Origin of the sequence: Mycolicibacter algericus DSM 45454 (genome assembly GCF_002086455.1) — a bacterium.
GTDB classification, from domain to species: domain Bacteria; phylum Actinomycetota; class Actinomycetes; order Mycobacteriales; family Mycobacteriaceae; genus Mycobacterium; species Mycobacterium algericum.
The window spans coordinates 203542-225458 of record NZ_MVHC01000003.1 but is presented as its reverse complement, the minus strand read 5'-3'; the positions used below and the strand labels follow the sequence as shown (position 1 = coordinate 225458).

The window sequence follows — 21917 nt, the reverse complement described above, 5'->3', positions numbered from 1 at the left end:
CCGTCGCGGTGGCAGCCACCTCAGGCCGGGGCCAGGGCGGTCCGGGCGGGTTGCGCGGTGAGGAGCGGGATCCGCACATATCTGAACCAGGTCATCCCGGCGGCGCCGACGTAGCCGGCCATGAAGATCCAGAACGCCGTTGTGGCCGAACCACTGGACAGATATGACTGCCGCAACGCCAGATTGATCCCGACCCCGCCGAACGCCCCGATCGCCCCGGCGAAGCCGATCAACGCCCCCGACATGGCTCGCGACCACTGTCGCCGTTCACCCTCACTGAGGCCCAGGGTATGACTGCGGGCTTCGAAGACCGACGGGATCATCTTGTAGACCGAGCCGTTGCCGATCCCGGAGACGATGAACAACGCCACGAAGCCGACGCCGTAGCCCACCATGGTGGCGCTGGTGGTCGGACCGCCGTGATGGTCGGCCAGGACGCTGACACCGACGAGCACTCCCGCGGCCGCGAACATGCCACCGAATGCCGCCAGGGTGACCCGGCCACCGCCGAGCCGGTCGGCTATCCGGCCTCCGAAGATCCGGGCCAGCGACCCCAAAAGCGGGCCCAGAAATGCGATTTGAGCGGCGTGCAGCGAGGCCTGCGAGGGGCTCTGACCGCTGCCCATGAAACTGAGCTGAAGTACCTGGCCGAAGGCGAAGGAGAAGCCGATGAAGGAGCCGAAGGTACCGATGTAGAGCAGGGCGATGATCCAGGTGTCGGCCTCGGGCAGGATCGAGCGCATCGTGGACAGGTCGACCTTGTGGTTGTCCAGGTTGTCCATGAACAACGCCGCGCAGATCCCGGTCACCGCCAGGAACACCAGATAGACCGCGCACACCCAGTGGGGTTGCCGGTTGCCCGCGGTGGCCAGCACGGCCAACCCGATCAATTGGATCAGCGGCACGCCCAGGTTCCCCCCGCCGGCGTTGACCGCCAGCGCCCAGCCCTTGAGCCGGTTAGGGTAGAAGGCATTCACATTGGTCATCGAGGCGGCGAAATTACCGCCGCCGAGGCCGGTCGCCGCAGCGCACATCAGATACGGCCACAGGGGCAGTCCCGGGTGCGCCAGCAGCACCGTCATCGCCACCGTCGGGATCAACAGGACGAGCGCGGAGAAGACCGTCCAGTTGCGGCCGCCGAATGTCGCGGTCGCCAGCGAATAGGGGATACGTAATGCACCGCCGGCCAGGGTCGCGGTGGCCGCCAGGAGGAACTTGTCACCGGCGGTGAAGCCGTACACCGATTCCGGCATGAACAGCACCATCACCGACCAGATGGACCAGATCGAGAAGCCGACGTGTTCGGCGACCGTCGACCAGATCAGGTTGCGGCGGGCGATCTTGTCGTTTCCGGCCGCCCAAGCCACGGTGTCTTCGGGATCCCAGTCAGTGAGGAGGTGTGAACGAGCCATGTGGATAAGGTAGGAATGTTTCGTTACCGGAAAGCTGCACCGGATGTCCCCCCGGTGAACTTCTGCTCACGGCCCCGCCGTTCGGGTGTGAGACGCCATTGCCCGGGACGGTCGGCGCAGGTTCAGCGTCCCGATCGCGGTCAGCGCTGTCTTCCGGCCAGCGACCCGGCGGTCTCGAACGTTGCTACGGGCTGTCGCCGAAAAGCCTTGAGCCCACCGGAATCCGGGTCTGAGCGGTGATGAATCGATCGGCGATGATCCTGGCGATACCGGGGTGGGCACCCAGCGGTTCGGTCACCAGATCCGCCCCGGCGTCGTGCAGTCGACGCTGAAACAGCCCGTCCGCCAACAGATAAGAAGCGACCACCACTCGGATCGCTCCCCGGCGGCGCGCCGTGGCGACCGCGTCGGTCACGGTGGGGCCGCCGATGGCGGCGACCGCCGTCCCGACGGGCGAGCCGAGCAACCGCGACAGCATTCGAGCGGCCTGGACCAGGTCGGCGCGCGCCGTCGGGTCCGATGAGCCGGCCGCGGTCAGGATCACCGCATCCCCGGCCCGCCAGCCCGATTCGGCCAGCAGCGAGGCGACCACTGCGGCGACCCGGGGATCCGGTCCCAGCGCGGGTGTCAGCGTCACATTCGGGTGCCCACTGGCCAGGACATGCGTGGGCACGTCGACACCGACGTGGTAACCGCGGGCCAGAAAGGCCGGGACTACGACTGCCGGGCGGCCGGTCGCGGCTTCAGCGGAAAGGAGCTCTCCCGGCGTGGGTCCGAGCACGTCGACGAACGCCACCCGCACCGGCCGGGCCAGTAGCGCGCCGACCCGGTCGGCAAGCTCGCCGATCATCACCACGCCCTCGGGCCGGCGGGTTCCGTGTGCCACCAGGATCGGGATCATGCGGCCCCCGACTGGTAGTCGACTGCGAGCCGGTAGCCGCGCTTGACAACGGTGGCAACGATTTGGCTGTCGCCCAACGCGGTTCGCAGCCGAAGCACTGCGGTGTCCACCGCGTGCGTATTGCGTCCCTGGCCGGGCAGCGCTTGCAGCAACGCGTCGCGAGCCACGACGGCGCCCGGCCGGTGCGCCAGCACCCGCAGGGTGGCCAGGCCGGCGGGAGACACCGGCTTGACTATCCCGTCGACGAAGACCCGGTCGTCCGCAATCTCGATGAGGTGACCGGCCGCCTGAACGGTGCTCATGTATAAGGTTTAACGGCAGCGGATTTCGTCTGTGTTACCGACCGATTTCCAAACCGTTGCCTCGGTCGGACCGCGATCTCGGTCACACCGACACGGTTTCGGTGTCACGAGGGGGCACCGGGGTGGTCGCGGCCGGCATCCGGGGCGGGCGACGGACGTACCTCAGCCAGGTCAATGCGGCTGCCGCGCAATACGCTGCGAGGAAGATCCAGAAGGCGGGCGTCTCGCTGCCCGTGCTCGCGTAAGCCTGTCGCAACGTCAGGTTGATGGCCACCCCGCCGAGCGCGCCGACCGCCGTGGCGAAGCCGATCAAAGCGCCGGAATGCGAACGCGCCCAGTGCCGGCGTTCGGGTTCGGTGCGCTCCAGTGACCGGCTGCGGGCTTCGAAGATCGACGGGATCATCTTCAACACCGATCCGTTGCCCATCCCGGCCAGGATGAACAGCACCATGAATGCGGTGATGTAGAGGGCGATGGTGGACGAGGTCACCGAACCCGGGGTGCGGTCGTCGATCGTGCTGGTTATCGCCAATGCCGCTGCGGCCAACAACATTCCGACGAAGACGACGAACGTGACCCGTCCGCCGCCGCGCCGGTCGGCCACCCGGCCACCGTAGATGCGGGACAAGGCTCCCAACAGCGGTCCCAGGAAGGCGATCCGGGCGGCGTACAACGAGGCCTCGGCGGGACTATGGCCGGTCTCCTCGAACGTGACATGCAGCACTTGGGCGAACGCGAAAGCGAAGCCGATGAACGAGCCGAAAGCCGCGCAGTACAGTGCCGAGATGACCCAGCTGTCGGGGACCGCCAGGATCGACCGGATACTGCCCACCTCTTCGGCGCCGTGGTCGAGATTGTCCATCCGCAGGGCCGCACCGATGCCTACCAGCGCGAGCAGCACCAGATAGACAGCGCAGACGAGCTCCGGCTTGGTGTTGCCGGCGGTGGCCAGTACCAGCAGGCCGACCAGCTGAATGGCGGCCACCCCGAGGTTGCCGATACCGCCGCACAGCCCGAGCGCGACGCCTTTGAGGCGTTGCGGGTAGAAGGCGTCCACGTTGGCCAGCGATGCCGCGTAGTTGCCGCCGCCCAGTCCGGTCAGGGCCGCGCACACGAGATACATCCACAATGGCTGACCGGGGTTGACCAGCAACAACAGCGTGCCGACGGTGGGTATCAGCAGGATCAACGAGGAGAACACCGCCCAGTCGCGACCGCCGAACTTGGCGGTGGCCGACACGTAGGGAATCCGCGCACCCGCACCGACCAGGGTGGCGACCGCCGCGAGCAGCAGTTTGTCGCCCGGCGTTATGCCGTAAACCGACTCCGGCATGAACAGCACGACCACCGACCACAGTGACCAGATGGAGAAGGCAACGTGCATGGTCGCCGTCGACCAGATCAGGTTGCGCCGGGCGACGGCCTTATTGCCGTTCTCCCAGGCCGCGCAGTCCTCCGGATCGAATTCGCTGATGTGGGCGGGCGTCATTGACATCTCCTCGTGCTCTGAGCCACCGTCGCGGCCGTGCTGTGCGCCGCGGCGGGGCGCCGTGCGAACATACCCAGCTGAACTGGCAAGTTGCGGTGCAGAAGCTGTAAAAGCCTTGGAGTGCAAGCGCGCTGGCGTCTGCGGGTTGGCCGACAGTGGGCTGGAGAAGTGGCCTGCGTCACGCACTGGAGGATTGCGCGGGAGATTTGGCCGGCGTCAAGTGACGAATCGTTTCCGGCCGGAACCGGCCTCGATCAACCTAGCGGCAGCCAGCTGTTGACGGCTTGAGCGATCTGCAGGTACAGCGGAATGCCGATGGTCACGTTGTAGGAGAACGTCAGTCCCAGCGAAGCCGCCAGCGGCACCGTCGGACTGGCCTCGGGAATCGCGATTCGTTGCACTGCGGGGACGGCGATATACGAAGCCGCGCCGCACAGCACGGCGAACAGCACGTAGCTGCCTATCTCAAAGTGGGTGCCGGTGAGCTGAGCGTAGGTGTGGATGACGAGTATCCCTGCTATCGCAAAGAGATTCGGCGCCAACAGCCCGAACACGATCAATCCGTGGCCCGCGGCTCGCAGGTCCTTGAGTTTGCGCGACGCCGTCATCCCCATCTCGAGCAGGAACAGGCCCAGGATGCCCTGGAACGCGGTCACGAACACGTGGTCGCCTTCTGCGATGACCGCCGGGCCCTGCAGGCGGCCGATGAAGCCGATGATGATCCCGCCGAAAAGCAGGTACAGCCCCGGGTTGAGCAGTACTTCACGCAGCAGCGGGGCGCTGACCGGTGCCGCCGCCGCGGGCACCGGCTCCGCACCGGCCGGATCGGGATGCGTGCGCTTTTCCAGGGAGACCTGCAGTTCCTCCTCGGCCTCCAGTTGACGTGCGGTCACGGGTTGCTGTGCGCTCAACTGCGCGGCGGTGACCAACTCGGGGCGGGCCTCGGGGTTGTACCCGGGTTCGTCGGGCATGTTGCCCAGCGGGTCCATGCCGCGCTCACGGAACCGTGCCACCAGCAGCAGCGCCACGATGCAGCCCGGGATCTCCATGATGGCCAGCATCACCGGCATGTAGGCGTCGAAGGCGATGTCCAACGCGGCCAGTACCCCCAGGCAGGTGGCGAACGTGCCCGCCGAATCCGATCCGTAATAACCGGCCACGGTGGCCCGGTCGACACGTCGCATCCTCGTCATCCGGGACAGCATCCCGTAGGCGACGAATCCGATGACCAGGTTGGTGAGGAAGCCCAGCACGATGAAACCGAGGACACTGCCGATGCTCGATCCGTCGATGGTGGCGAGCTCCTGGCCGCCACGCCAGCCGATCGCCAGCAGTAGGTACAAGGTCAAGCCCTGGTACAGCACATAGGGGAATTCGAACTGGACTTTGAGTACCGGGATCAAAAAACCCATGTAGAAGAAGAGCAGCAGGGGCTTGAAGAGGTTATGGGTGAAGTTGTGCCAGAACTCAAGCAGCATGGCGTCTCCCGTGTCGATGGCCGGAGCCGGGTCAGACTACGCCGCGGGGCTGCCTGAAGCCGCTGTGGCGGGCTAGGCATTTGCTGTGTGGTCTGCGACCGGAAGAAACACGGCTGGGGATGTCCTCTTGTTCTATTCCGAGGTCTTGAAACGCCAGAGCTGCTAGTTTGCTGTGAAGGTAGTTGCCAAGCCTCTGGGAAGGCGCCGATGGTGCCGCGTCTTAGCCCCAGTTGGGGGATAATGCCGGCCCCCAACGGCCCCAACGGCTCGTAACTCCCGCGTTGGCCAACCGTCAACAGTCGGGAGCCGCGCATGTCAACCGGTGTATTCGGCAACGGCCACCGTGATGACCGCGGTGCCCATCGAGCCGACGCCGTCGCGGCCCGGTTCGGGGTTCCTCGGCGTATCGGCCCGGCGATTCGGCGTTCACGTTTGCAGCGCGGATTTCGGGGTGACCGCGTACAAGTGGCGCACGCTGCTGGAAGGGCTACCATGCGATTGTTCGTCCCACCCCGTACTGCCTCCTCCTGTCATTGAGTCGGATTCACGCTGCACCAGTTCCGGCAGCGCTTCACCCCAACCGTTTTGAGCCGCTGCCGAGAGACCTGATCCATGCAACAGAGCCTGACCGTTCCGGCCGAGAAGCCGCGCAATGGCGTAGCCGGTCTCAAGCACTGGCGCTACGATCTGCGGTCGGGTTTCACGGTGGCCATGATCTCGCTGCCGTTCTCGATGGGAATCGCGATCACCTCGGGCGCGCCGCCGATCTGCGGGATTGTGTCGGCGATCATCGCCGGTTTTGTGCTGCCGTTTCTGGGCGGCTCGTATGTGACCATCAGCGGCCCGGCGGCGGGTCTGGCGCCGGCCCTGTTCGCCGGCATGATCATGCTGGGACAAGTCCGGCTGGGCGACGGCGCCTCGGAATCCGAGTTGCTCGCGGTGGGTTACCCCCTGGTTCTGGTTGCCATCGCCCTTGCGGGCGTGGTGCAGGTGATCCTTGCCAGGTTGAAGGTGGCCCGTCTGAGCGCCATCTTCCCGGCCGCGGCCATTCAGGGCATGTTGTGCGCGATCGGCCTGATGATCATCGCCAAGCAGATCCCGCTGTTCATGGGTGTCACATTCGATGCCCGCGAATTCTGGGCGATCCTGGGCGAAGTGCCCCGCCGTGTCGGGTCGATCAACCCTGAGGTCTTCGGCCTGGGGATCGGCTGCCTGGCGGGGCTTTTCGTGCTGACGGCGATTTCTGGGCGGCTGTTGAAGGTTATGCCGCCTCCGGTCTGGGTGTTCCTCGCCGGCACGCTCGCCAGCGTATTCATCCTGAAGCTGGACGAGCACTACCTGATCAACGTCCCGGGTTCACTCATGGACGGGATTGTGCTGCCCGACTTCGGGACGGTGTTCGCCCATCCCGGACTATGGCTGCCGCTGGTCTACCTCGTCGTCACCTTGGTCTTGATCGACGGGGCCGAGTCCCTGGCCACGATCGCGGCCGTGGACAAGATCGACCCGTTTCGTCGCCGCTCCGACCCGGATCGGACCCTGCTGGCCATGGGCGCGTCCAACGTCGCTTCCAGCGCGCTCGGTGGCTTGACCATCATCCCCGGCATGGTCAAGAGCACGGCCAATATTCTGGGCGGCGGCCGCACCCAGTGGGCCAACTTTTACAACGCCTGCTTCTTGCTGATGTTCGTGCTGCTGTTCAGCGACCTGATCAACATGGTCCCTTTGACGGTGTTGGCCGCCGTCCTGGTGTTCATCGGCTACAAACTGTGTAGGCCTGCAGTTTGGCTCAATGTGGCACGGGTCGGGACAGAGCAGTTCCTCGTCTTCGCGATCACCTTGCTCGTGACGTTGACGACGGACCTGCTCATCGGTCTGCTCGCCGGCGTCGCCGTGAAGTTGGTACTGAATCTGTGGTTGGAGGGCCTTTGGCACACGGTGCACAGCCGCTCAGATTCCGCCAACCCGAGTCTTGTCGGCCGCTTCCTCGGTCTCTTCCGCAATCCGGTGGCGCAGCGGGGATTCGATGAGGGCGCCTACCACCTGTACCTGGATGGTTCACTGGTGTGTTTCAACCTGTTCCACGTCATTCGGGAGCTGGGCCAGTTTCCGCAGGATACCCAGACGGTGTACCTGCATGTGAGCTCGCGCGTGGCCGTCGTCGATCACACGACGAGTGAGACCCTTCGGCATTTCCTGGAGGAGTTCAGCGGCCAGAATGAGAGCCCGACGCTGCTGATCGAGGGATTGGACCACATGCGGCCCCTCTCCAAGCACGAGATGAGCACCCGAATCGCCCTGGCCGGCCTCGAGGAGTTAGGGAGCCCCCAACCAACGGATTTACGGCCCACTGCGCCACAGGAAACAGCAGGAGATTCAGAAACTCCCCGCTACCAGACGCCGCCGTCGCGCCAGTCGCAGGCCAGGTCTGAGGTGGTGTCCAGGTCGAACTCTATCGGCATCACAAAAACGGTGCCGTCGGCTTCGGGGGTACGCTGCGGCCCGGTCGGAGACAGCACCGATGTCGGCCCGCGCCACGGCAGCCAACCGCGCGAACTGTAGATCCGCCGGCTGATCTCGGCCGAACTGAGCGCGCCGACTTCGAAGGCGCCCCGGATCACCTGTTCGCAGGCATCCAACACCGCGGTCGCCAAGCCCTTGCCCCGGTGGTCTTCGGCGACCGCGACGGCCTCCACGTAGCCGCAACGCAGCGATCGGCCGCGGTACAGCAGGTGGCGCCGGACCACTGCACCGTGGGCGATAAGTATGCCGCGGCGCCAGATGAGGGCGTGCATACCGCCGAGCGCGTGCTGCCAGTGGCCGCCGGGGGGCGCGTCACCTGCGGCCCCAAAGGCGTGGTCGACGAGTTGGCGGGCGCCGCGACGGGTGTCGTCGTCCAGATCGGAGGTGTGGATCAGGCGTGCGGTGTTGACCTGGCCGGGCACCCGCCGGCCTACCAGCTCGAGTGGTCGGACGGATGGTGACGCGGACGCGACCAGTGCATCCGCACGGTCTGTCCGGGCCTGATCTGCCCCAGCGTGTCGATGTCCTCCTCGACCACCACACCGACCACCGGGTAGGCGCCGGTGACGGGATGGTCCGGGCCGAGGATGATCGGGAAACCGTTCGGTGGAACCTGGATCGCGCCGCGATCGGCGCCCTCGGCGGGTAGCTGCCGCTCCGGCCACCGGTATTCCAGCGGCATCCCCACCAGCCGCATCCCGACCCGGTCACTGCGGTTGGTGACCAGCCAGTTGGTTCGCACCATGACGTCGGGGTCGACGAACCAATCATCGCGGGGTCCGGGGGTCACCCGCAGCTCGACCACGTCGTCCGGGATCGTCGCCACCGGTGCCTGGTCGATCTCCGGATAGTCGCCGGTCCGTTCGCCGATCTCCAGTACGTCGCCGTCGCGCAACGGCGCCGGGCCGATCGCCGCCATCACGTCGTAGCTGCGCGAGCCCAGCACGGGCGTGACCTCGATGCCCCCGCGTACCGCGAGGTAGGTTCGCAAGCCGGACCGGGGGGTGCCCAGTGAGATCAGCTGTCCGTCGTGGACGCGCTGAATACTGTTGGTGCCGAACGTAACCCCGTCGACTTCTGGATCGGTGTCGGCGCCGGTGACCGCGATGTCGACATCGCCGCCGTGAACGCGCGCGGCGAATCCGCCGAATGCGACCTCGATGGTGGCCCGATCGTCGGGATTGGCCACCAGACGGTTGGCCAGCTGGTGCGACCGGCGATCGGCGGCCCCGGACCGGGTGACACCCAGATGGCCCAGCCCGGCCCGGCCCAGGTCCTCGACCAAGGCCAGCGGACCGGTACGCAGGATCTCCAACGTGGTCATGTCATCCTCCCGTCACACGGCCCGGAACTGCACCGTCAGGCCCGGTGTCAGCAGCGCCGGGTTGGGCCGTTGCAGGTCCCACAGCACCGCGTCCGTGCGACCGATCAACTGCCAGCCGCCCGGCCACTGGCGCGGGTAGACACCGCTGAACTGTCCGGCCAGCGCCACCGAGCCGGCCGGAACGGTGTCGCGCAAGTCGGCACGGCGCGGCACTTCTAGCCGCGGGTCGCCGCCGATCAGGTAGGCGAAGCCCGGTGTGGAGCCGCCGAATCCGACCCGCCACGGCGTCGTGGTGTGAGCGTTGATCACCTGCGCGACGGTCAAGCCGGTGCGCTCGGCCACCTCGGCGAGGTCGGCGCCGTCGTAGACCACGTCGATCACCACATCGATGGCGGCGTCATGCGCGGTGGGTTCGAGCTCATCCGGTTCGACGGTCAGTTTGGCCAACCGTCGCCGTACGTCTGTCTGGTAGCCGGGCGCGGCCAGTTTCACGAAGATGGTGTGCGACGCCGGGATGATGTCGACCACCCCGGGTAACGCTGCGGCGGTCAGGGCCCGCAAGGCTGAGGTCCATGCCAGCACCTCGGCGGTCCGGTCGAACTGCAACAGCAGCGCGCAGTCGCCGTAGTCGACGATGCTGTGAGTCTGGGTGAGATCCGTGAAATCCAGTGTCGCGCTCATGCCCCCGACCGTAGTCGCGGAAAGTGAGCCAGGCCACATTTCTGGCGGCTATGCCAGAGGGGTCTTACCGAATACGCAGAGTTCAGGTCAGCTGAGCGCCTTGGCGATGAGGCCGGGCAGTTGGTCGGCCACCAGCTGGTAGCTCAGCGGGGAGGCGAAGGCGATCGCGCCGGCCTGCTCCTTGGTGGTGAAGACGCTGCGCGACTCGTACGCGGCGATGTCCGCATCGTCGAGCAGCGCCCCGCGTTCGTCGTCGCTGTCGGTGGTCCAGATCAGTACGTCAGCGGCGCCGAGAACCGAACCGATCCGGTCGTGCTCGATCACCGCGGGGGCATCGGCGAGGGTGAGTCCCATCCGGGCCAGGAACTCGGCACGCCAGCCGGTGCTGGTGGCGACGTTTCCGTGGTCGAGGCGGCCTGCCAGCAGCAGCACCGTCTTGCCCTTGAAACCGGGGTGTGCCGCAGCGACTTCGGCGAACCTGGCGTCGACGCCGTCGACGAGTTCCCGCATCTGCTGCGCCTGATGCACCGCCTGGCCGATGGCGGCCGCCTGGGTCTTCCACGGCTCGAAGAAGGCATCGCCGCCCGACTGCGGCACGGTCGGCGCGATCGCGGACAGCTGCTGGTAGGTGTCGGCGTCCACCCCGGCGTTCGTCGCGATGATCAGGTCCGGCTTGAGTTCGGCGATCTGGGCGACCGCGATTCCGTTGTCCAGGTCCAGCACCGTGGGTTCGGCGTCACCGAGGCGCTGTTGCGCCCAGGGCCACACCGCGAACGGCTGGTCGCCGAACCAGTTGGTGATCGCGATCGGCACGACGCCCAGGGCGAGCAGGTCGTCCTGACCCGTGTAGCCGGCGCAGACGACCCGCTTGGGCGGTTCGGGCACGGTGGTCTCGCCGAAGAGATGCGCGATGGTCACCGGGCCCGGTGCGCCGCCGTCCGGATGGTCGCCCGACGAGCAGGCCGCCAGCAGCGCGGCGCCCCCCGCCGCGCCGCAGAGGCCGAAGAAGCCGCGCCGACTCCACTGGTCCCGCATTGCGCGAGATTAACGCTGATCAGCGAGGTTGGCCATACCCGCCGCCGCCCGGCGTCTCGATCACCAGCACGTCGCCGGGCGCCATGTCGGTCGAGTCGCAGCCCGCCAGCTCGGTCAGCTCGCCGTCGGCGCGCACCACCCGGTTGTGCCCCAGCGCCCCCGGTGATCCGCCGGCCATGCCGTAGGGCGCCACCGCCCGATGTCCCGACAGCACACTGACGGTCATCGGCTCGCGGAACTCGATGCGCCGCAGCCCGCCGTCGCCGCCGGTCCAGCGCCCCGAGCCGCCGCTGCCCCGCCGGATGGCGAACTCGCGCAACAACACCGGGAAACGCATCTCGAGCACCTCCGGGTCGGTGAGGCGGGAGTTGGTCATGTGGGTCTGCACCACCGCGGCGCCGTCGAAGCCGTCGCCGGCGCCGGAGCCGGAGCCGAGTGTCTCGTAGTACTGGTGGCCGGCATTGCCGAACGTGACGTTGTTCATCGTGCCGGAACCTTCGGCCTGCACCCGCAGCGCGGCCAGTAGTGCCCCGGTGATCGCCTGGGAGGTTTCGACGTTCCCGGCCACCACCGCGGCCGGATAGCCCGGCGCCAGCATCGTCGCGTCCGGAATCGTGATACGCAGCGGGCGCAGGCAGCCGTCGTTGATCGGGATGTCGTCCTCGACGAGGGTGCGGAATACGTAGAGCACCGCGGCGCTCGCTACCGACGACGGCGCGTTGAAATTCGTCGCCAACTGGGGCGAGGTTCCGTCGAAGTCGATGGTGGCGCTGCGGGCGGCGCGGTCGACGGTCACCCGCACCGCGATCGTCGCACCGGAGTCCATCACATAGCGGTATTCGCCGTCGTCGAGGGAGTCGATCACCCGGCGCACCGCCTCCTCGGCGTTGTCCTGCACGTGACGCATGTACGCCTGCACGACATCCAGGCCGAAATGATCGATCATCGCCCGGATCTCGTCGATGCCCTTCTGGTTGGCGGCGACCTGTGCGCGCAGGTCCGCGAGGTTGGTGTCGGGGCTGCGTGACGGGAATCGTCCACCGGTGAGCAGCGATCGGGTCTGCGCTTCGCGGAACTGCCCGTCGTCGACCAGTAGCCAGTTGTCGAACAGCACCCCTTCCTCGTCGACGGTACTGCTGTCGGCTGGCATGGAACCCGGTGTGGCTCCGCCGATTTCGGCGTGATGGCCGCGGGATGCGACGAAGAACAGTACCGGGTCGTCCGGGCTCGCGGAGTCGCGGTAGACCGGGGTGATGACAGTGATATCCGGCAGGTGGGTACCGCCGTGGTACGGGTCGTTGACCGCGTAGACCTGACCGGGCCGCAGCTGCCCGGCGCGCCGGGCGATCACCTCCTTGACGGTGGCGCCCATCGACCCCAGGTGCACCGGGATGTGCGGTGCGTTGGCGACCAGGTTGCCGTCCGCGTCGAACAGTGCGCAGGAGAAGTCCAGTCGTTCACGGATATTCACCGATTGAGCGGTGGCCTCCAGCCGGGTGCCCATCTGCTCGGCGATGGCCATGAACAGGTTGTTGAAGATCTCCAGCAGCACCGGATCAGCGTGAGTCCCGGCATCATCCGGCGCCGCGGCCGCCGTCCGTCGCAGCAGCAGCTGTCCGTCGGCGGTCAGCTGCGCCCGCCAACCGTCGTCGACGACGGTGGTGGCGTTGTCCTCGGCGATGATGGCCGGTCCGGACACCAGGTCGGCCGGGGTGATCGCGTCGCGCCGGTATAGCGGCGCGTCACGCCAACTGCCGCCGGTGTAGAGCCGAACGGCCTCGGCGGGGTGGCGTCCGGTGCCCGAAGCCGTCTGATCGGCCAGCTCGGGCTGTTCGGTGAGGCCTGTCGCCTCGACCGCGACCGCTTCGGCGATCAACGGACGCTCCATCAAGAACGAGTACATGCTGCGGTGGATGTCTTCGAATGCCGCCGTCATCTGCGCGATGTCGGCCAGTTCGACGGGGATGGCGGTGTCGGTGCCCTGGTAGCGCAGGTGAACCCGCCGTGTCACCCGGATCCGGTCGGCCGGAATATCTTGGTCGGCAAGGGCTGCGCGTGCCTGCCGTTCCAGACCGTCGGCGACGTCGCCGAGTTCGGGCGCCGCCGAGTCGAGCCGGGCCTCGACGGAGCGCTCCCGTATCACCGTGGTGTCGGCCAGTCCGATGCCCAGCGCGGACAGCACGCCGGCCATCGGCGGCACCAGCACCGTGCGGATGCCGAGTTCGTCGGCGACCGCACAGGCGTGCTGGCCACCGGCCCCGCCGAAGGTGGTCAGGGCGTAGCGGGTGATGTCGTGGCCCTTGGCCACCGAGATCTTCTTGACCGCGTTGGCCATGTTTGCCACCGCGATCCGCAGGAACCCTTCGGCGACCTGCTCGGGGCTGCGGGCCGCCGAATTCTGGCCGGTGGCCGCATGGATTGTGGCGGCCAGGTCGGAGAAGCCCCGGCGCACCGCGGCGGCGTCCAGTGGCTCGTCGCCGGAGGGGCCGAACACCGGCGGGAAATGCGCCGGCTGGATACGCCCGAGCAGCACGTTGGCGTCGGTGACGGTCAGCGGGCCACCGCGCCGGTAGCAGGCCGGTCCCGGGTCGGCACCCGCGGATTCCGGCCCCACCCGATATCGGCTGCCGTCGAAGTGCAGGATCGACCCGCCGCCGGCGGCGACGGTGTGGATGTGCAGCATCGGCGCGCGCAGCCGAACCCCGGCGACCTCGGTGGTGAACACCCGCTCGTAGCCGCCCGACGCGGCGCTGTAATGCGAGACGTCGGTGGAGGTTCCACCCATGTCGAACCCGATCACCGCGTCGAATCCGGCCAGCGCCGACATCGCGACCATGCCCACGATCCCCCCGGCGGGCCCGGACAGGATCGCATCCTTGCCGCGGAAGTGATCGGCCGCCGTCAGCCCACCGTTGGATTGCATGAACATCAGCCGCACCCCGCGCAGTTCGTCGGCCACCTGGGCGACGTAGCGGCGCAGCACCGGGGACAGGTAGGCGTCGACGACCGCGGTGTCGCCACGTGGAATCAGCTTGGGCAGCGGGCTGACTTCACTCGACAGCGAGATCTGGGAGAAGCCCAGCTGTTCGGCCAGCGCACCGATCGCCTGTTCGTGCGCCGGGTTCCGGTAACTGTGCAGGCACACCACCGCCACTGAGCGGATCCCGTCGGCGTGCGCGGCGCGCAGCGCCTCGCCCAGCGCGTCCAGATCCGGTGCGCGCAGTACACTGCCGTCGGCGCCGACACGCTCGTCGACCTCCACGGTCCGCTCATAGAGCTGATCGGGCAGCACGATGTGGCGGTCGAAGATACGCGGCCGGTTCTGGTAGCCGATGCGCAGCGCATCGCCGAACCCGCGGGTGATGACCAGCAAAGTGCGCTCCCCGGCGCGCTCCAGCAGGGCGTTGGTGGCCACCGTGGTGCCCATCCGCACTGCTTCGACGGTGCCGGGCGGAATCGGCGCGTCGTCGGGGACCTGCAGCAGGGCGCGGATTCCGGCCACCGCGGCGTCGCGGTACCGGTCGGGGTTCTCCGAGAGCAGTTTGTGGGTGAGCAGGCGCCCATCGGGCCGCCGGGCCACGATGTCGGTGAAGGTGCCGCCCCGGTCGATCCAGAACTGCCACATCGTCGACACGGCCCCTATTGTGCCCAACCGTCGGTCGGCCGGGGCGTGGACGCCGGATCGCAGGGCCGCTGGTTGGTCAGCAGGGACACCGCAAACTCGCCGTAGGCGTGTGCGGTCTGTTCGGGTGTGGCGGGACCGGCGGCGTTGAACCACTGCGGCAGCGAGGTGCACATGGTCGCGATGGCGCGCCCGGCGATCCGGCGGTCGGCGGCGTGGCCGAGCACTGTCGCGACGCCATCGACGGCACTGACGCCGGCTTCCTCCGCTGCCCGGTCGATCGCGGCATCGAGCATGTGCTGCACCTTGTTTCGCGATTCGGCAATGCGCCTCCGGTTGGCCGGGTTCAGGCTGCGCATCTCGCTGGCGCCGATGAACGCCAGTTTCTGGCGATGGGTGTGGAACAGCGCCAGCGCCTCGACGATGCGCCGCACCTGCTCGATGCCGGTTGACGCGCCGGTGCGTGCGGCCGCAACGCGCCAGTGCAGTTCGGCCATGGTCGCATCCAGTATCGCGACCAGCAGCGCCTGCTTGTCGGGGTAGTGGTGGTAGATGCCGGGCACGCTCATGGCCGCGCGTGCGGCCACATCGCGCATGGTGCTGCCGTGGTAGCCGGTGTCTACGAAGGCGTCCACGGCCGCGCGCAGCACGGTGTCCAGAACCAACGGCGGAAACGCTCGCCAGTCGCGTGGGGGCAACCCCGGCTGCGCCACGGCTCGATCCGATTCGGGGGCGGGTATGCCGACGCCGCCGCTCAGGAGTTGCGCGGCCGTCACGCCCAATGCCTGCGCGTACTGCTGCAGCCGCGTCACCGAGATCCCGGTCTTGCCGTTCTCGACCGCGCTGACGGTGGCCGCGCTGAGCGCCAGGCGCTGTGCCAGTTCGCGCACGGTCATGCCCCGGGCCCGACGCGCCGCCCGGATCGCACCGCCGCACGAGGCGGTCGCATCTACCGCTGTGTTCAGCATTACTGAACTATAGCGCTTCGGAATCTTCTGTACCGCCTGCTGTTTTGACTGGACAGCGCCTTCTGTGTCACAGTCCGTACTGTTCGGGCCGAACGATTGGTCGGTCAGGTGACGGTGCTGAGGGAGTGACATGGCAGTCGAGCTGAGCTACTCGCCGGACGTGACGGCGCTCGTCGAGAAGACGCGGGCATTCATCGAGGACGTGGTGCTTCCGGTCGAGGACCGCTACGGCGGGGACATCGCCGCGGCCGGCGGTGACGCCGTGATCAAGGAGCTGCAGGCGGCGGCCCGGCAAGCCGGGGTGTTTGCGCCGCATGCTCCGGTCGAGTACGGCGGCCTGGGCCTGAACATGTCCGACCGGGCGCCGGTATTCGAGGCCGCGGGGTACTCACTGTTCGGTCCGGCAGCGGTGAATATCGCAGCACCGGACGAGGGCAATGTCCATCTGCTGGCGGAGGTGGCCAGCGCCGAGCAGAAGGCGCGCTACCTGGCCCCGTTGGCGGCCGGCGACGTGCGGTCGGCATTCGCGATGACCGAACCCGCGCCGGGGGCGGGATCGGATCCGGCCGCGCTGACCACCAAAGCCGAACGCCGGTCGGGGGATTGGTACATCACCGGCCGCAAGTGGTACATCACCGGTGCCGACGGCGCCGCGTTCTTCATCGCGATGGCCCGCACCTCCGGGGAGCCCGGGCAGCGCGGCGGGGCGACCATGTTCCTGGTGCCCGCCGACGCCGCGGGTCTGACCGTCGGCAGGCACCTGCAGACCCTCGACCGCTCCATGGTCGGTGGTCACTGCGAGGTGCTCTTCGACGACGTCCGGGTGGCCGACGACGCGGTGCTCGGTGAGGTCGACCGCGGCTTCGAGTACGCCCAGGTCCGGCTGGGGCCGGCACGGATGACTCATGTGATGCGCTGGCTGGGCGCGGCCCGTCGCGGACACGACACCGCACTGGCCCATGTCGTGGAGCGCCAAGCCTTCGGATCCACGCTGGGTGAGCTGGGCATGATCCAGAACATGGTGGCCGACAACGAGATCGACATCGCCGCCACCCGCGCACTGCTGGTGCGCGCCTGCTGGGAGCTGGATCAGGGCTCAGCCGCAGGGGACGCGACGTCGATCGCCAAGACCTTCGCCGCCGAGGCGATCTTCCGCATCGTCGACCGCAGCGTGCAGATGTGCGGCGCGCTCGGCGTCACCGAGGAGCTGCCGCCGGCGCGGCTGTCCCGGGAAGTGCGTCCGTTCCGGGTATACGACGGCCCCTCGGAGGTGCACCGCTGGGCCATCGCCAAGCGTCGGGTCGGTGCTGCCCGGCGGGCACTCAAGGCGCCCCGGCAGTGACGGTCGAAGGGCTCGACGGCGCTGCGCTTCGCCGGTACCTCACCGACAGCGGCATTCCGGTTCAGGGTGAGCTCGCCGTCGAACTGATCGCCGGTGGGCGGTCGAACCTCACCTTCAAGGTCAGCGACGAGGTGTCGCAGTGGGTCGTCCGCAGGCCTCCGCTCGGCGGCCTCACACCCTCGGCGCACGACGTGGGCCGCGAATTCGTGGTCACCCGAGGCTTATACGGCACCGCTGTGCCGATCGCCCGGCCGGTCGCCTTCGACGCCGACGGCACGGTGTGCGGCGCGCCGCTGACCGTCACGGAGTTCGTGACCGGGCGGGTCTACCGGCACAAGGACGATCTCGACGTGCTGTCGGAGGCGGACCTGGCCGCCAACGCCACCGCGCTGGTAAGGGTGCTTGTCGACCTGCACGCGGTCGACTACCGCGCCGTCGGGCTGGAATCCTTCGGCAGGCCGGACGGCTTCCTGGAGCGCCAGGTGCGGCTGTGGGCCCGCCAGTGGGAACTGGTCAAGACCCGCGAGATCGATGACGTGGCGCCGCTGGCGGCCGCGCTCGCCGATGCTGTTCCACAGACCCCGCAGCCGTCGGTGGTGCACGGCGACTTCCGCATCGACAACACCATCTGCGATCCCGAGCAACCGGACGTCATCCGGGCGGTCGTGGACTGGGAGATGTCCACCCTCGGTGACCCGCTCACCGACATCGCGCTGATGTGCGCCTACCGGTCACCGGCTTTCGACGGCGTCTTCGGTCATCCCGCGGCGTGGACCAGTGCGCGACTGCCGTCGGCGGATGCGCTCGCCGAAGAGTATGCGCGGCGTTCCGGACGTGACCTGGGGCAGTGGAATTTCTACCTGGCGCTGGCGAACTTCAAGATCGGTGTCATCGCCGAGGGCATCACCCACCGGGCCCAGCATGGTGCGAAAGACGTGCTCAACGCCGGCGAAGCGGCGCAGGCCACGCCGGAGTTCATCGCGGCGGCACGAAAAGCGTTGAAGCGCTGCTGAAACTACGAAAGGTGACTCACGTGAGCGTACTGGACAAGTTCCGGATGGACGGCCGCGTCGCCGTGGTGACCGGGGCATCCTCGGGCCTGGGCGTGCATTTCGCCCGGGCCTTCGCCGAGGCGGGAGCTGATGTCGTGTTAGCGGCGCGGCGGGTGGAGAAACTCGCCGCGGCCGCCGAGCTGGTCGCGGCGACGGGACGCACCGCCCTGCCGGTGGCGACCGACATCGCCGACCCGGATGCCGCGACCAATATGGTCGAGGCCGCCATGGAGCGGTTCGGCCGGGTCGACGTGCTGGTCAACAACGCCGGTGTCGGAACGGCGCACCCCGCCACCCGCGAGACCCCGGAGCAGTTCCGGGAGGTGATCGACATCAACCTCAACGGGGCCTACTGGGCCGCACAGGCCTGCGGACGGGTGATGCAGCCCGGTTCGTCGATCGTCAACATCTCCAGTGTCCTGGGGTTGACCACCGCCGGGCTGCCGCAAGCCGCGTACGCCGCGAGCAAGGCCGGCCTGCTCGGTCTGACCCGCGACCTGGCCCAGCAGTGGGGCAGCCGCAAAGGCATCCGGGTCAACGCCATTGCGCCCGGCTTCTTCCAGACGGAGATGACCGACCAGTACCGCCCGGGCTACCTGGACAGCATCTCCCATCGGATCGTGCTGGGACGCATGGGCGACCCCGAGGAACTGGCGGCGACCGTGCTCTGGCTGGCCTCCGAGGCCGGCGGCTACGTCACCGGGCAGACCCTGGCGGTCGACGGCGGCTTCACCATCAACTGAAGTCGCCGGGCATCGATCCGCGATAGCCTCGGTTGATGCGCTCAGACCCGACCCGACTGTCCCAGCTGGGGGCCGGATCCGAGCCCGACATCGCCGCCATGTTGCTGGCCCGCGTGGGCGACCGGCATCTAGGATTGCGTACCCGACAGCAGGATTGGACCTGGGACGAGGTGGTGCGCGAATCCGCCGCACGCGCCGAGTTGGCCGCCGAACTCCGCCGTGACGGGCCCTTCCACATCGGAGTGCTGCTGGACAACACCGAAGATTTCGTGTTCTGGCTCGGCGCCGCGGCGCTGGCCGGTGCGGTGATCGTCGGGATCAATCCCACCCGCGGCGACGCCGAACTGGCGGCAGAGATCCGGCATGCCGATTGTCAGCTGATCGTCACCGACACCGCCGGATTCGAACGGCTGCGCGGTCTGGACCACGGCTTGGATGCCGACCGCTTCCTGGTGACCGACGACCCGGACTACACCGGACGGGTGCGCGCGCACCAGGTGGCGCCGGCCGCCGCGGCCGGCGTCGGCCCGGAGTCACTGCTGCTGTTGTTGTTCACCTCCGGCACCACCGGCGCCTCGAAGGCGGTCAAGTGCAGCCAGGGCCGGCTGGCCCGCATCGCGGCGGCCGCCACCGCCAAGTTCGGCCATGTGCGCTCCGACGTCGACTACTGCTGCATGCCGCTGTTCCACGGCAACGCGATCATGGCGCTGTGGGCACCGGCATTGGCCAACGGGGCCACGATCTGCCTGACACCGAAGTTCTCGGCGTCGCAATTCCTGCCCGACGTGCGCTACTTCGGCGCGACGTTCTTCACCTACGTGGGTAAGGCAATGGGCTATCTGCTGGCCACCGAGGAACGTCCCGACGATGCCGACAACACCCTGGTCCGTGGCTTCGGCACCGAGGCGTCACCGCAGGATCAGGCGGAGTTCCGCCGGCGGTTCGGCGCCGTGCTGCACGAGGGCTACGGGTCCAGCGAAGGCGGCAACGCCGCGGTACCCGACCCGGCGGCCCCACCCGGCGCGCTGGGCCGCCCGGCCCACCCCGGTATCGCCGTAGTCGACCCGCAGACCCGCGCCGACTGCCCGGTGGCGGTCCTCGACGAGCACGGCCGGGTGACCAACGCCGACGACGCGGTCGGCGAGATCGTGGACAAGACCGGCGCCCGAGACTTCGAGGGCTACTACAAAAACGATGCCGCCGACGCCGAAAAGGTGCGCGACGGCTGGTATTGGACCGGCGATCTCGGCTACCGCGACGAGGCCGGCTTCCTGTACTTCGCCGGCCGGCGCGGCGACTGGATCCGGGTCGACGGCGAGAACACCTCGGCACTGACCGTCGAACGGGTGCTGCGCCGCCATCCGCGGGTCATCAGCGCCGGGGTGTACGCGGTGCCCGACCCTCGCTCGGGCGATCAGGTGATGGCCGCGATCGAGGTCGCCGATCCGGACGGTTTCGACGCGGCCGAGTTCGCGGCGTATCTGGCCGGCCAGGCCGACCTCGGCAGCAAGGGCACACCGCGCTTCCTGCGGATCTCGGCCAGGCTGCCGGTGACGGGTTCGAACAAGGTGCTCAAACGTGAACTGCAGCAGCAACGTTGGCATACCGGCGACCCGGTGTACCGCTGGGCGGGGCGGGGAGAGCCGGCCTACACCCGGATGTCCGACGAGCACAAGCGGTCGCTGGACACCGAGTTCGCGACGTACGGGCGGCAGAGCTACCTGCGTGACGGCGGGAAGAGCCGATGAGCGACTGCGCGGTCCGCTAATGCTTCCGCTGTTCCCACGGGCTGTAGTCGGCGATCAGCTCCTCCTGTGGCGGGCGCTGCCCGGCCGGGACGTGCTGCAGGTTGATCCGCACCCGGTACCAGATCGAACTCGGCCCGCGCATGCCGTCGACCAGTACGTCCGCCGGCGTCAGCCGGTCGGCCGCCGCGGCATGCCGTTCGCGCCAGACATCGAGCGCGGCGATCGCCTCGTCTTTGGTCTTGGTGCGGGCGATCTCGATCAACGGCAGCGGTGAAGTACGGCGGCCGTCAACGTTCTTGCGTGCCCCCTTGGGTGCCTTCTCCGCCGGGCCTTGCGCTTCGGCCAGTTCGAGCAGCGACTCCAGGTCACCGACCGGCTCGTTCATGCCCGCCCACGGGTCGCCGATCCGCGCGACGCGGTCCGGCACGGTGTCGATGGTGAACGCCGCCGGATCGGCGTCGGGTACCTCGTCCCAGGACAGCGGTGTTGACACGCGGGCGTCGGGGGTGGCTCGCACCGAATAGGCCGAGGCGACCGTGCGGTCCTTGGCATTCTGGTTGAAGTCCACAAAGACTCGGGCGCCCCGTTCCTCTTTCCACCACCGGCTGGTGGCCGATTGCGGTGCGCGCCGCTCGATCTCGCGGGCCACCGCCTGCGCGGCCAGCCGAACCTGCCGGAACTCCCATCGGGGCGCGAGCCGGGCGTAGATGTGCATACCCCGCGATCCCGACGTCTTCGGCCAGGCGATCAGCCCGTGATCGGCCAACACCTCCCGCGCGAGCAGTGCCACCTCGACGATCTGCGGCCAGCCGACACCGGGCATCGGATCGAGATCGACGCGAAGTTCATCGGGGTGCTCCAAGTCGCCGGCGCGCACCGGGTGTGGGTTGAGGTCCACGCAGCCCAGGTTGATCACCCAGGCCAGCCCGGCCGCATCGTCGATGACGACCTCTTGCGCCGACCGGCCCGAGGCGTAGCGCAGTTCGGCGACCGACACCCAGTCCGGGCGGTTGGCCGGTGCCCGCTTCTGGAAGACGGCCTCGGCGTCGATGCCGTCGACGAAGCGTTTGAGGATCATGGGTCGCCCGGCCACCCCGGCCAGCGCGCCGTCGGCCACCGCCAGGTAGTAGCGAATCAGCTCCAGCTTGGTGCGCGAAGCGGTGCCGTCGCGTCCGGGGAACACCACCTTGTCCGGGTGGGTAACCGCCACCCGGTGTCCCGACACGTCCAGCGACAATCCGCCGGCCATGACCGCCATGCTAGCCAGAGGTCGAATCCACTGTCGGGCAGCGACCTG

15 protein-coding genes and 2 pseudogenes are annotated in these 21917 nt (G+C 68.1%); 5 read left to right on the top strand and 12 right to left on the bottom strand.

Annotated features, from left to right (window positions below):
* Positions 1–20: 20 nt before the first annotated feature.
* From BST10_RS04615 to BST10_RS04595, 5 genes and pseudogenes are all read right to left on the bottom strand, one after another.
* Entirely contained in the window at positions 21–1412 is a 1392-nt protein-coding gene (locus BST10_RS04615) for a nitrate/nitrite transporter (protein ID WP_083036631.1), read from the bottom strand.
* 184 nt (positions 1413–1596) lie between these two features.
* Positions 1597–2313, bottom strand: coding sequence for a sirohydrochlorin chelatase (locus BST10_RS04610; protein ID WP_083036628.1), 717 nt, complete (start codon positions 2311–2313; stop codon positions 1597–1599).
* Positions 2310–2609 (bottom strand): annotated as a pseudogene (locus BST10_RS04605) (winged helix-turn-helix domain-containing protein); the annotation flags it as partial. The pseudogene BST10_RS04605 and the gene BST10_RS04610, both read right to left, overlap by 4 nt.
* An 88-nt stretch (positions 2610–2697) precedes the next feature.
* The gene (locus BST10_RS04600; protein ID WP_013827189.1) at positions 2698–4104 is read right to left on the bottom strand and encodes an MFS transporter; all 1407 of its coding nucleotides are present in this window, start codon (positions 4102–4104) and stop codon (positions 2698–2700) included.
* 254 nt (positions 4105–4358) lie between these two features.
* Positions 4359–5582, bottom strand: a complete 1224-nt coding sequence (locus BST10_RS04595) for a sodium-dependent bicarbonate transport family permease (RefSeq protein ID WP_083036625.1) — start codon at positions 5580–5582, stop codon at positions 4359–4361.
* Positions 5583–6194: 612 nt separating this feature from the next.
* On the opposite strand from BST10_RS04595, the pseudogene BST10_RS23695 reads away from it, so the two are divergent.
* Positions 6195–7409 (top strand): annotated as a pseudogene (locus BST10_RS23695) (SulP family inorganic anion transporter); the annotation flags it as partial.
* Between the two features lie 563 nt (positions 7410–7972).
* On the opposite strand, the gene BST10_RS04585 reads toward BST10_RS23695, so the two are convergent.
* The 6 genes from BST10_RS04585 to BST10_RS04560 all read right to left on the bottom strand — a co-directional run bounded on the left by BST10_RS04585 (position 7973) and on the right by BST10_RS04560 (position 15735).
* A complete protein-coding gene (locus BST10_RS04585; protein WP_275987687.1) occupies positions 7973–8542 on the bottom strand; it encodes a GNAT family N-acetyltransferase in 570 nt (189 codons plus the stop codon).
* A complete protein-coding gene (locus tag BST10_RS04580; RefSeq protein WP_083036620.1) occupies positions 8536–9429 on the bottom strand; it encodes a 5-oxoprolinase/urea amidolyase family protein in 894 nt (297 codons plus the stop codon). Before BST10_RS04580 ends, BST10_RS04585 begins: the two co-directional genes overlap by 7 nt.
* 12 nt (positions 9430–9441) lie before the next feature.
* Complete coding sequence (locus BST10_RS04575) at positions 9442–10110, bottom strand: 5-oxoprolinase subunit B family protein (protein ID WP_083036618.1); 669 nt, start codon at positions 10108–10110, stop codon at positions 9442–9444.
* Between the two features lie 87 nt (positions 10111–10197).
* Positions 10198–11145 carry an ABC transporter substrate-binding protein gene (locus BST10_RS04570; protein WP_083036616.1) on the bottom strand — a complete coding sequence of 316 codons (948 nt, stop codon included), beginning with the start codon at positions 11143–11145 and terminating at the stop codon, positions 10198–10200.
* A 19-nt stretch (positions 11146–11164) separates the two neighbouring features.
* The gene (locus BST10_RS04565) at positions 11165–14770 is read right to left on the bottom strand and encodes a hydantoinase B/oxoprolinase family protein (RefSeq protein ID WP_083036613.1); all 3606 of its coding nucleotides are present in this window, start codon (positions 14768–14770) and stop codon (positions 11165–11167) included.
* Positions 14771–14784: 14 nt separating this feature from the next.
* Complete coding sequence (locus BST10_RS04560; protein ID WP_083036610.1) at positions 14785–15735, bottom strand: TetR-type transcription factor C-terminal domain-containing protein; 951 nt, start codon at positions 15733–15735, stop codon at positions 14785–14787.
* 130 nt (positions 15736–15865) lie between these two features.
* Here BST10_RS04560 and BST10_RS04555 point away from each other — a divergent pair, with 130 nt between their 5' ends.
* Genes BST10_RS04555 through casI form a run of 4 tightly spaced genes read left to right on the top strand, consistent with a single transcriptional unit; the run spans position 15866 to position 20620 of the window.
* Positions 15866–17077, top strand: coding sequence for an acyl-CoA dehydrogenase family protein (locus tag BST10_RS04555; protein WP_083036608.1), 1212 nt, complete (start codon positions 15866–15868; stop codon positions 17075–17077).
* Positions 17074–18090: a phosphotransferase family protein gene (locus BST10_RS04550; protein ID WP_083036604.1), complete on the top strand. Its 1017-nt coding sequence runs from the start codon at positions 17074–17076 to the stop codon at positions 18088–18090. Before BST10_RS04555 ends, BST10_RS04550 begins: the two co-directional genes overlap by 4 nt.
* A gap of 20 nt (positions 18091–18110) precedes the next feature.
* Positions 18111–18872, top strand: coding sequence for an SDR family NAD(P)-dependent oxidoreductase (locus BST10_RS04545; RefSeq protein WP_013827199.1), 762 nt, complete (start codon positions 18111–18113; stop codon positions 18870–18872).
* 35 nt (positions 18873–18907) lie between these two features.
* The gene (casI, locus tag BST10_RS04540; protein ID WP_083036602.1) at positions 18908–20620 is read left to right on the top strand and encodes a steroid-22-oyl-CoA synthetase; all 1713 of its coding nucleotides are present in this window, start codon (positions 18908–18910) and stop codon (positions 20618–20620) included.
* A 16-nt stretch (positions 20621–20636) separates the two neighbouring features.
* On the opposite strand, the gene ligD is transcribed toward casI, so the two are convergent.
* The gene (ligD, locus tag BST10_RS04535; RefSeq protein ID WP_083036600.1) at positions 20637–21878 is read right to left on the bottom strand and encodes a non-homologous end-joining DNA ligase; all 1242 of its coding nucleotides are present in this window, start codon (positions 21876–21878) and stop codon (positions 20637–20639) included.
* Positions 21879–21917 lie beyond the last annotated feature (39 nt).

Excerpts from the sequence above, each read along its gene's own strand:
- BST10_RS04615 (WP_083036631.1), bottom strand. The coding sequence starts at position 1,412 with ATGGCTCGTTCACACCTCCTCACTGACTGGGATCCCGAAGACACCGTG.
- BST10_RS04610 (WP_083036628.1), bottom strand. The coding sequence starts at position 2,313 with ATGATCCCGATCCTGGTGGCACACGGAACCCGCCGGCCCGAGGGCGTG.
- BST10_RS04600 (WP_013827189.1), bottom strand. The coding sequence starts at position 4,104 with ATGACGCCCGCCCACATCAGCGAATTCGATCCGGAGGACTGCGCGGCC.
- BST10_RS04595 (WP_083036625.1), bottom strand. The coding sequence starts at position 5,582 with ATGCTGCTTGAGTTCTGGCACAACTTCACCCATAACCTCTTCAAGCCC.
- BST10_RS04580 (WP_083036620.1), bottom strand. The coding sequence starts at position 9,429 with ATGACCACGTTGGAGATCCTGCGTACCGGTCCGCTGGCCTTGGTCGAG.
- BST10_RS04575 (WP_083036618.1), bottom strand. The coding sequence starts at position 10,110 with ATGAGCGCGACACTGGATTTCACGGATCTCACCCAGACTCACAGCATC.
- BST10_RS04570 (WP_083036616.1), bottom strand. The coding sequence starts at position 11,145 with ATGCGGGACCAGTGGAGTCGGCGCGGCTTCTTCGGCCTCTGCGGCGCG.
- BST10_RS04565 (WP_083036613.1), bottom strand. The coding sequence starts at position 14,770 with ATGTGGCAGTTCTGGATCGACCGGGGCGGCACCTTCACCGACATCGTG.
- BST10_RS04560 (WP_083036610.1), bottom strand. The coding sequence starts at position 15,735 with ATGCTGAACACAGCGGTAGATGCGACCGCCTCGTGCGGCGGTGCGATC.
- BST10_RS04555 (WP_083036608.1), top strand. The coding sequence starts at position 15,866 with ATGGCAGTCGAGCTGAGCTACTCGCCGGACGTGACGGCGCTCGTCGAG.
- casI (WP_083036602.1), top strand. The coding sequence starts at position 18,908 with ATGCGCTCAGACCCGACCCGACTGTCCCAGCTGGGGGCCGGATCCGAG.
- ligD (WP_083036600.1), bottom strand. The coding sequence starts at position 21,878 with ATGGCGGTCATGGCCGGCGGATTGTCGCTGGACGTGTCGGGACACCGG.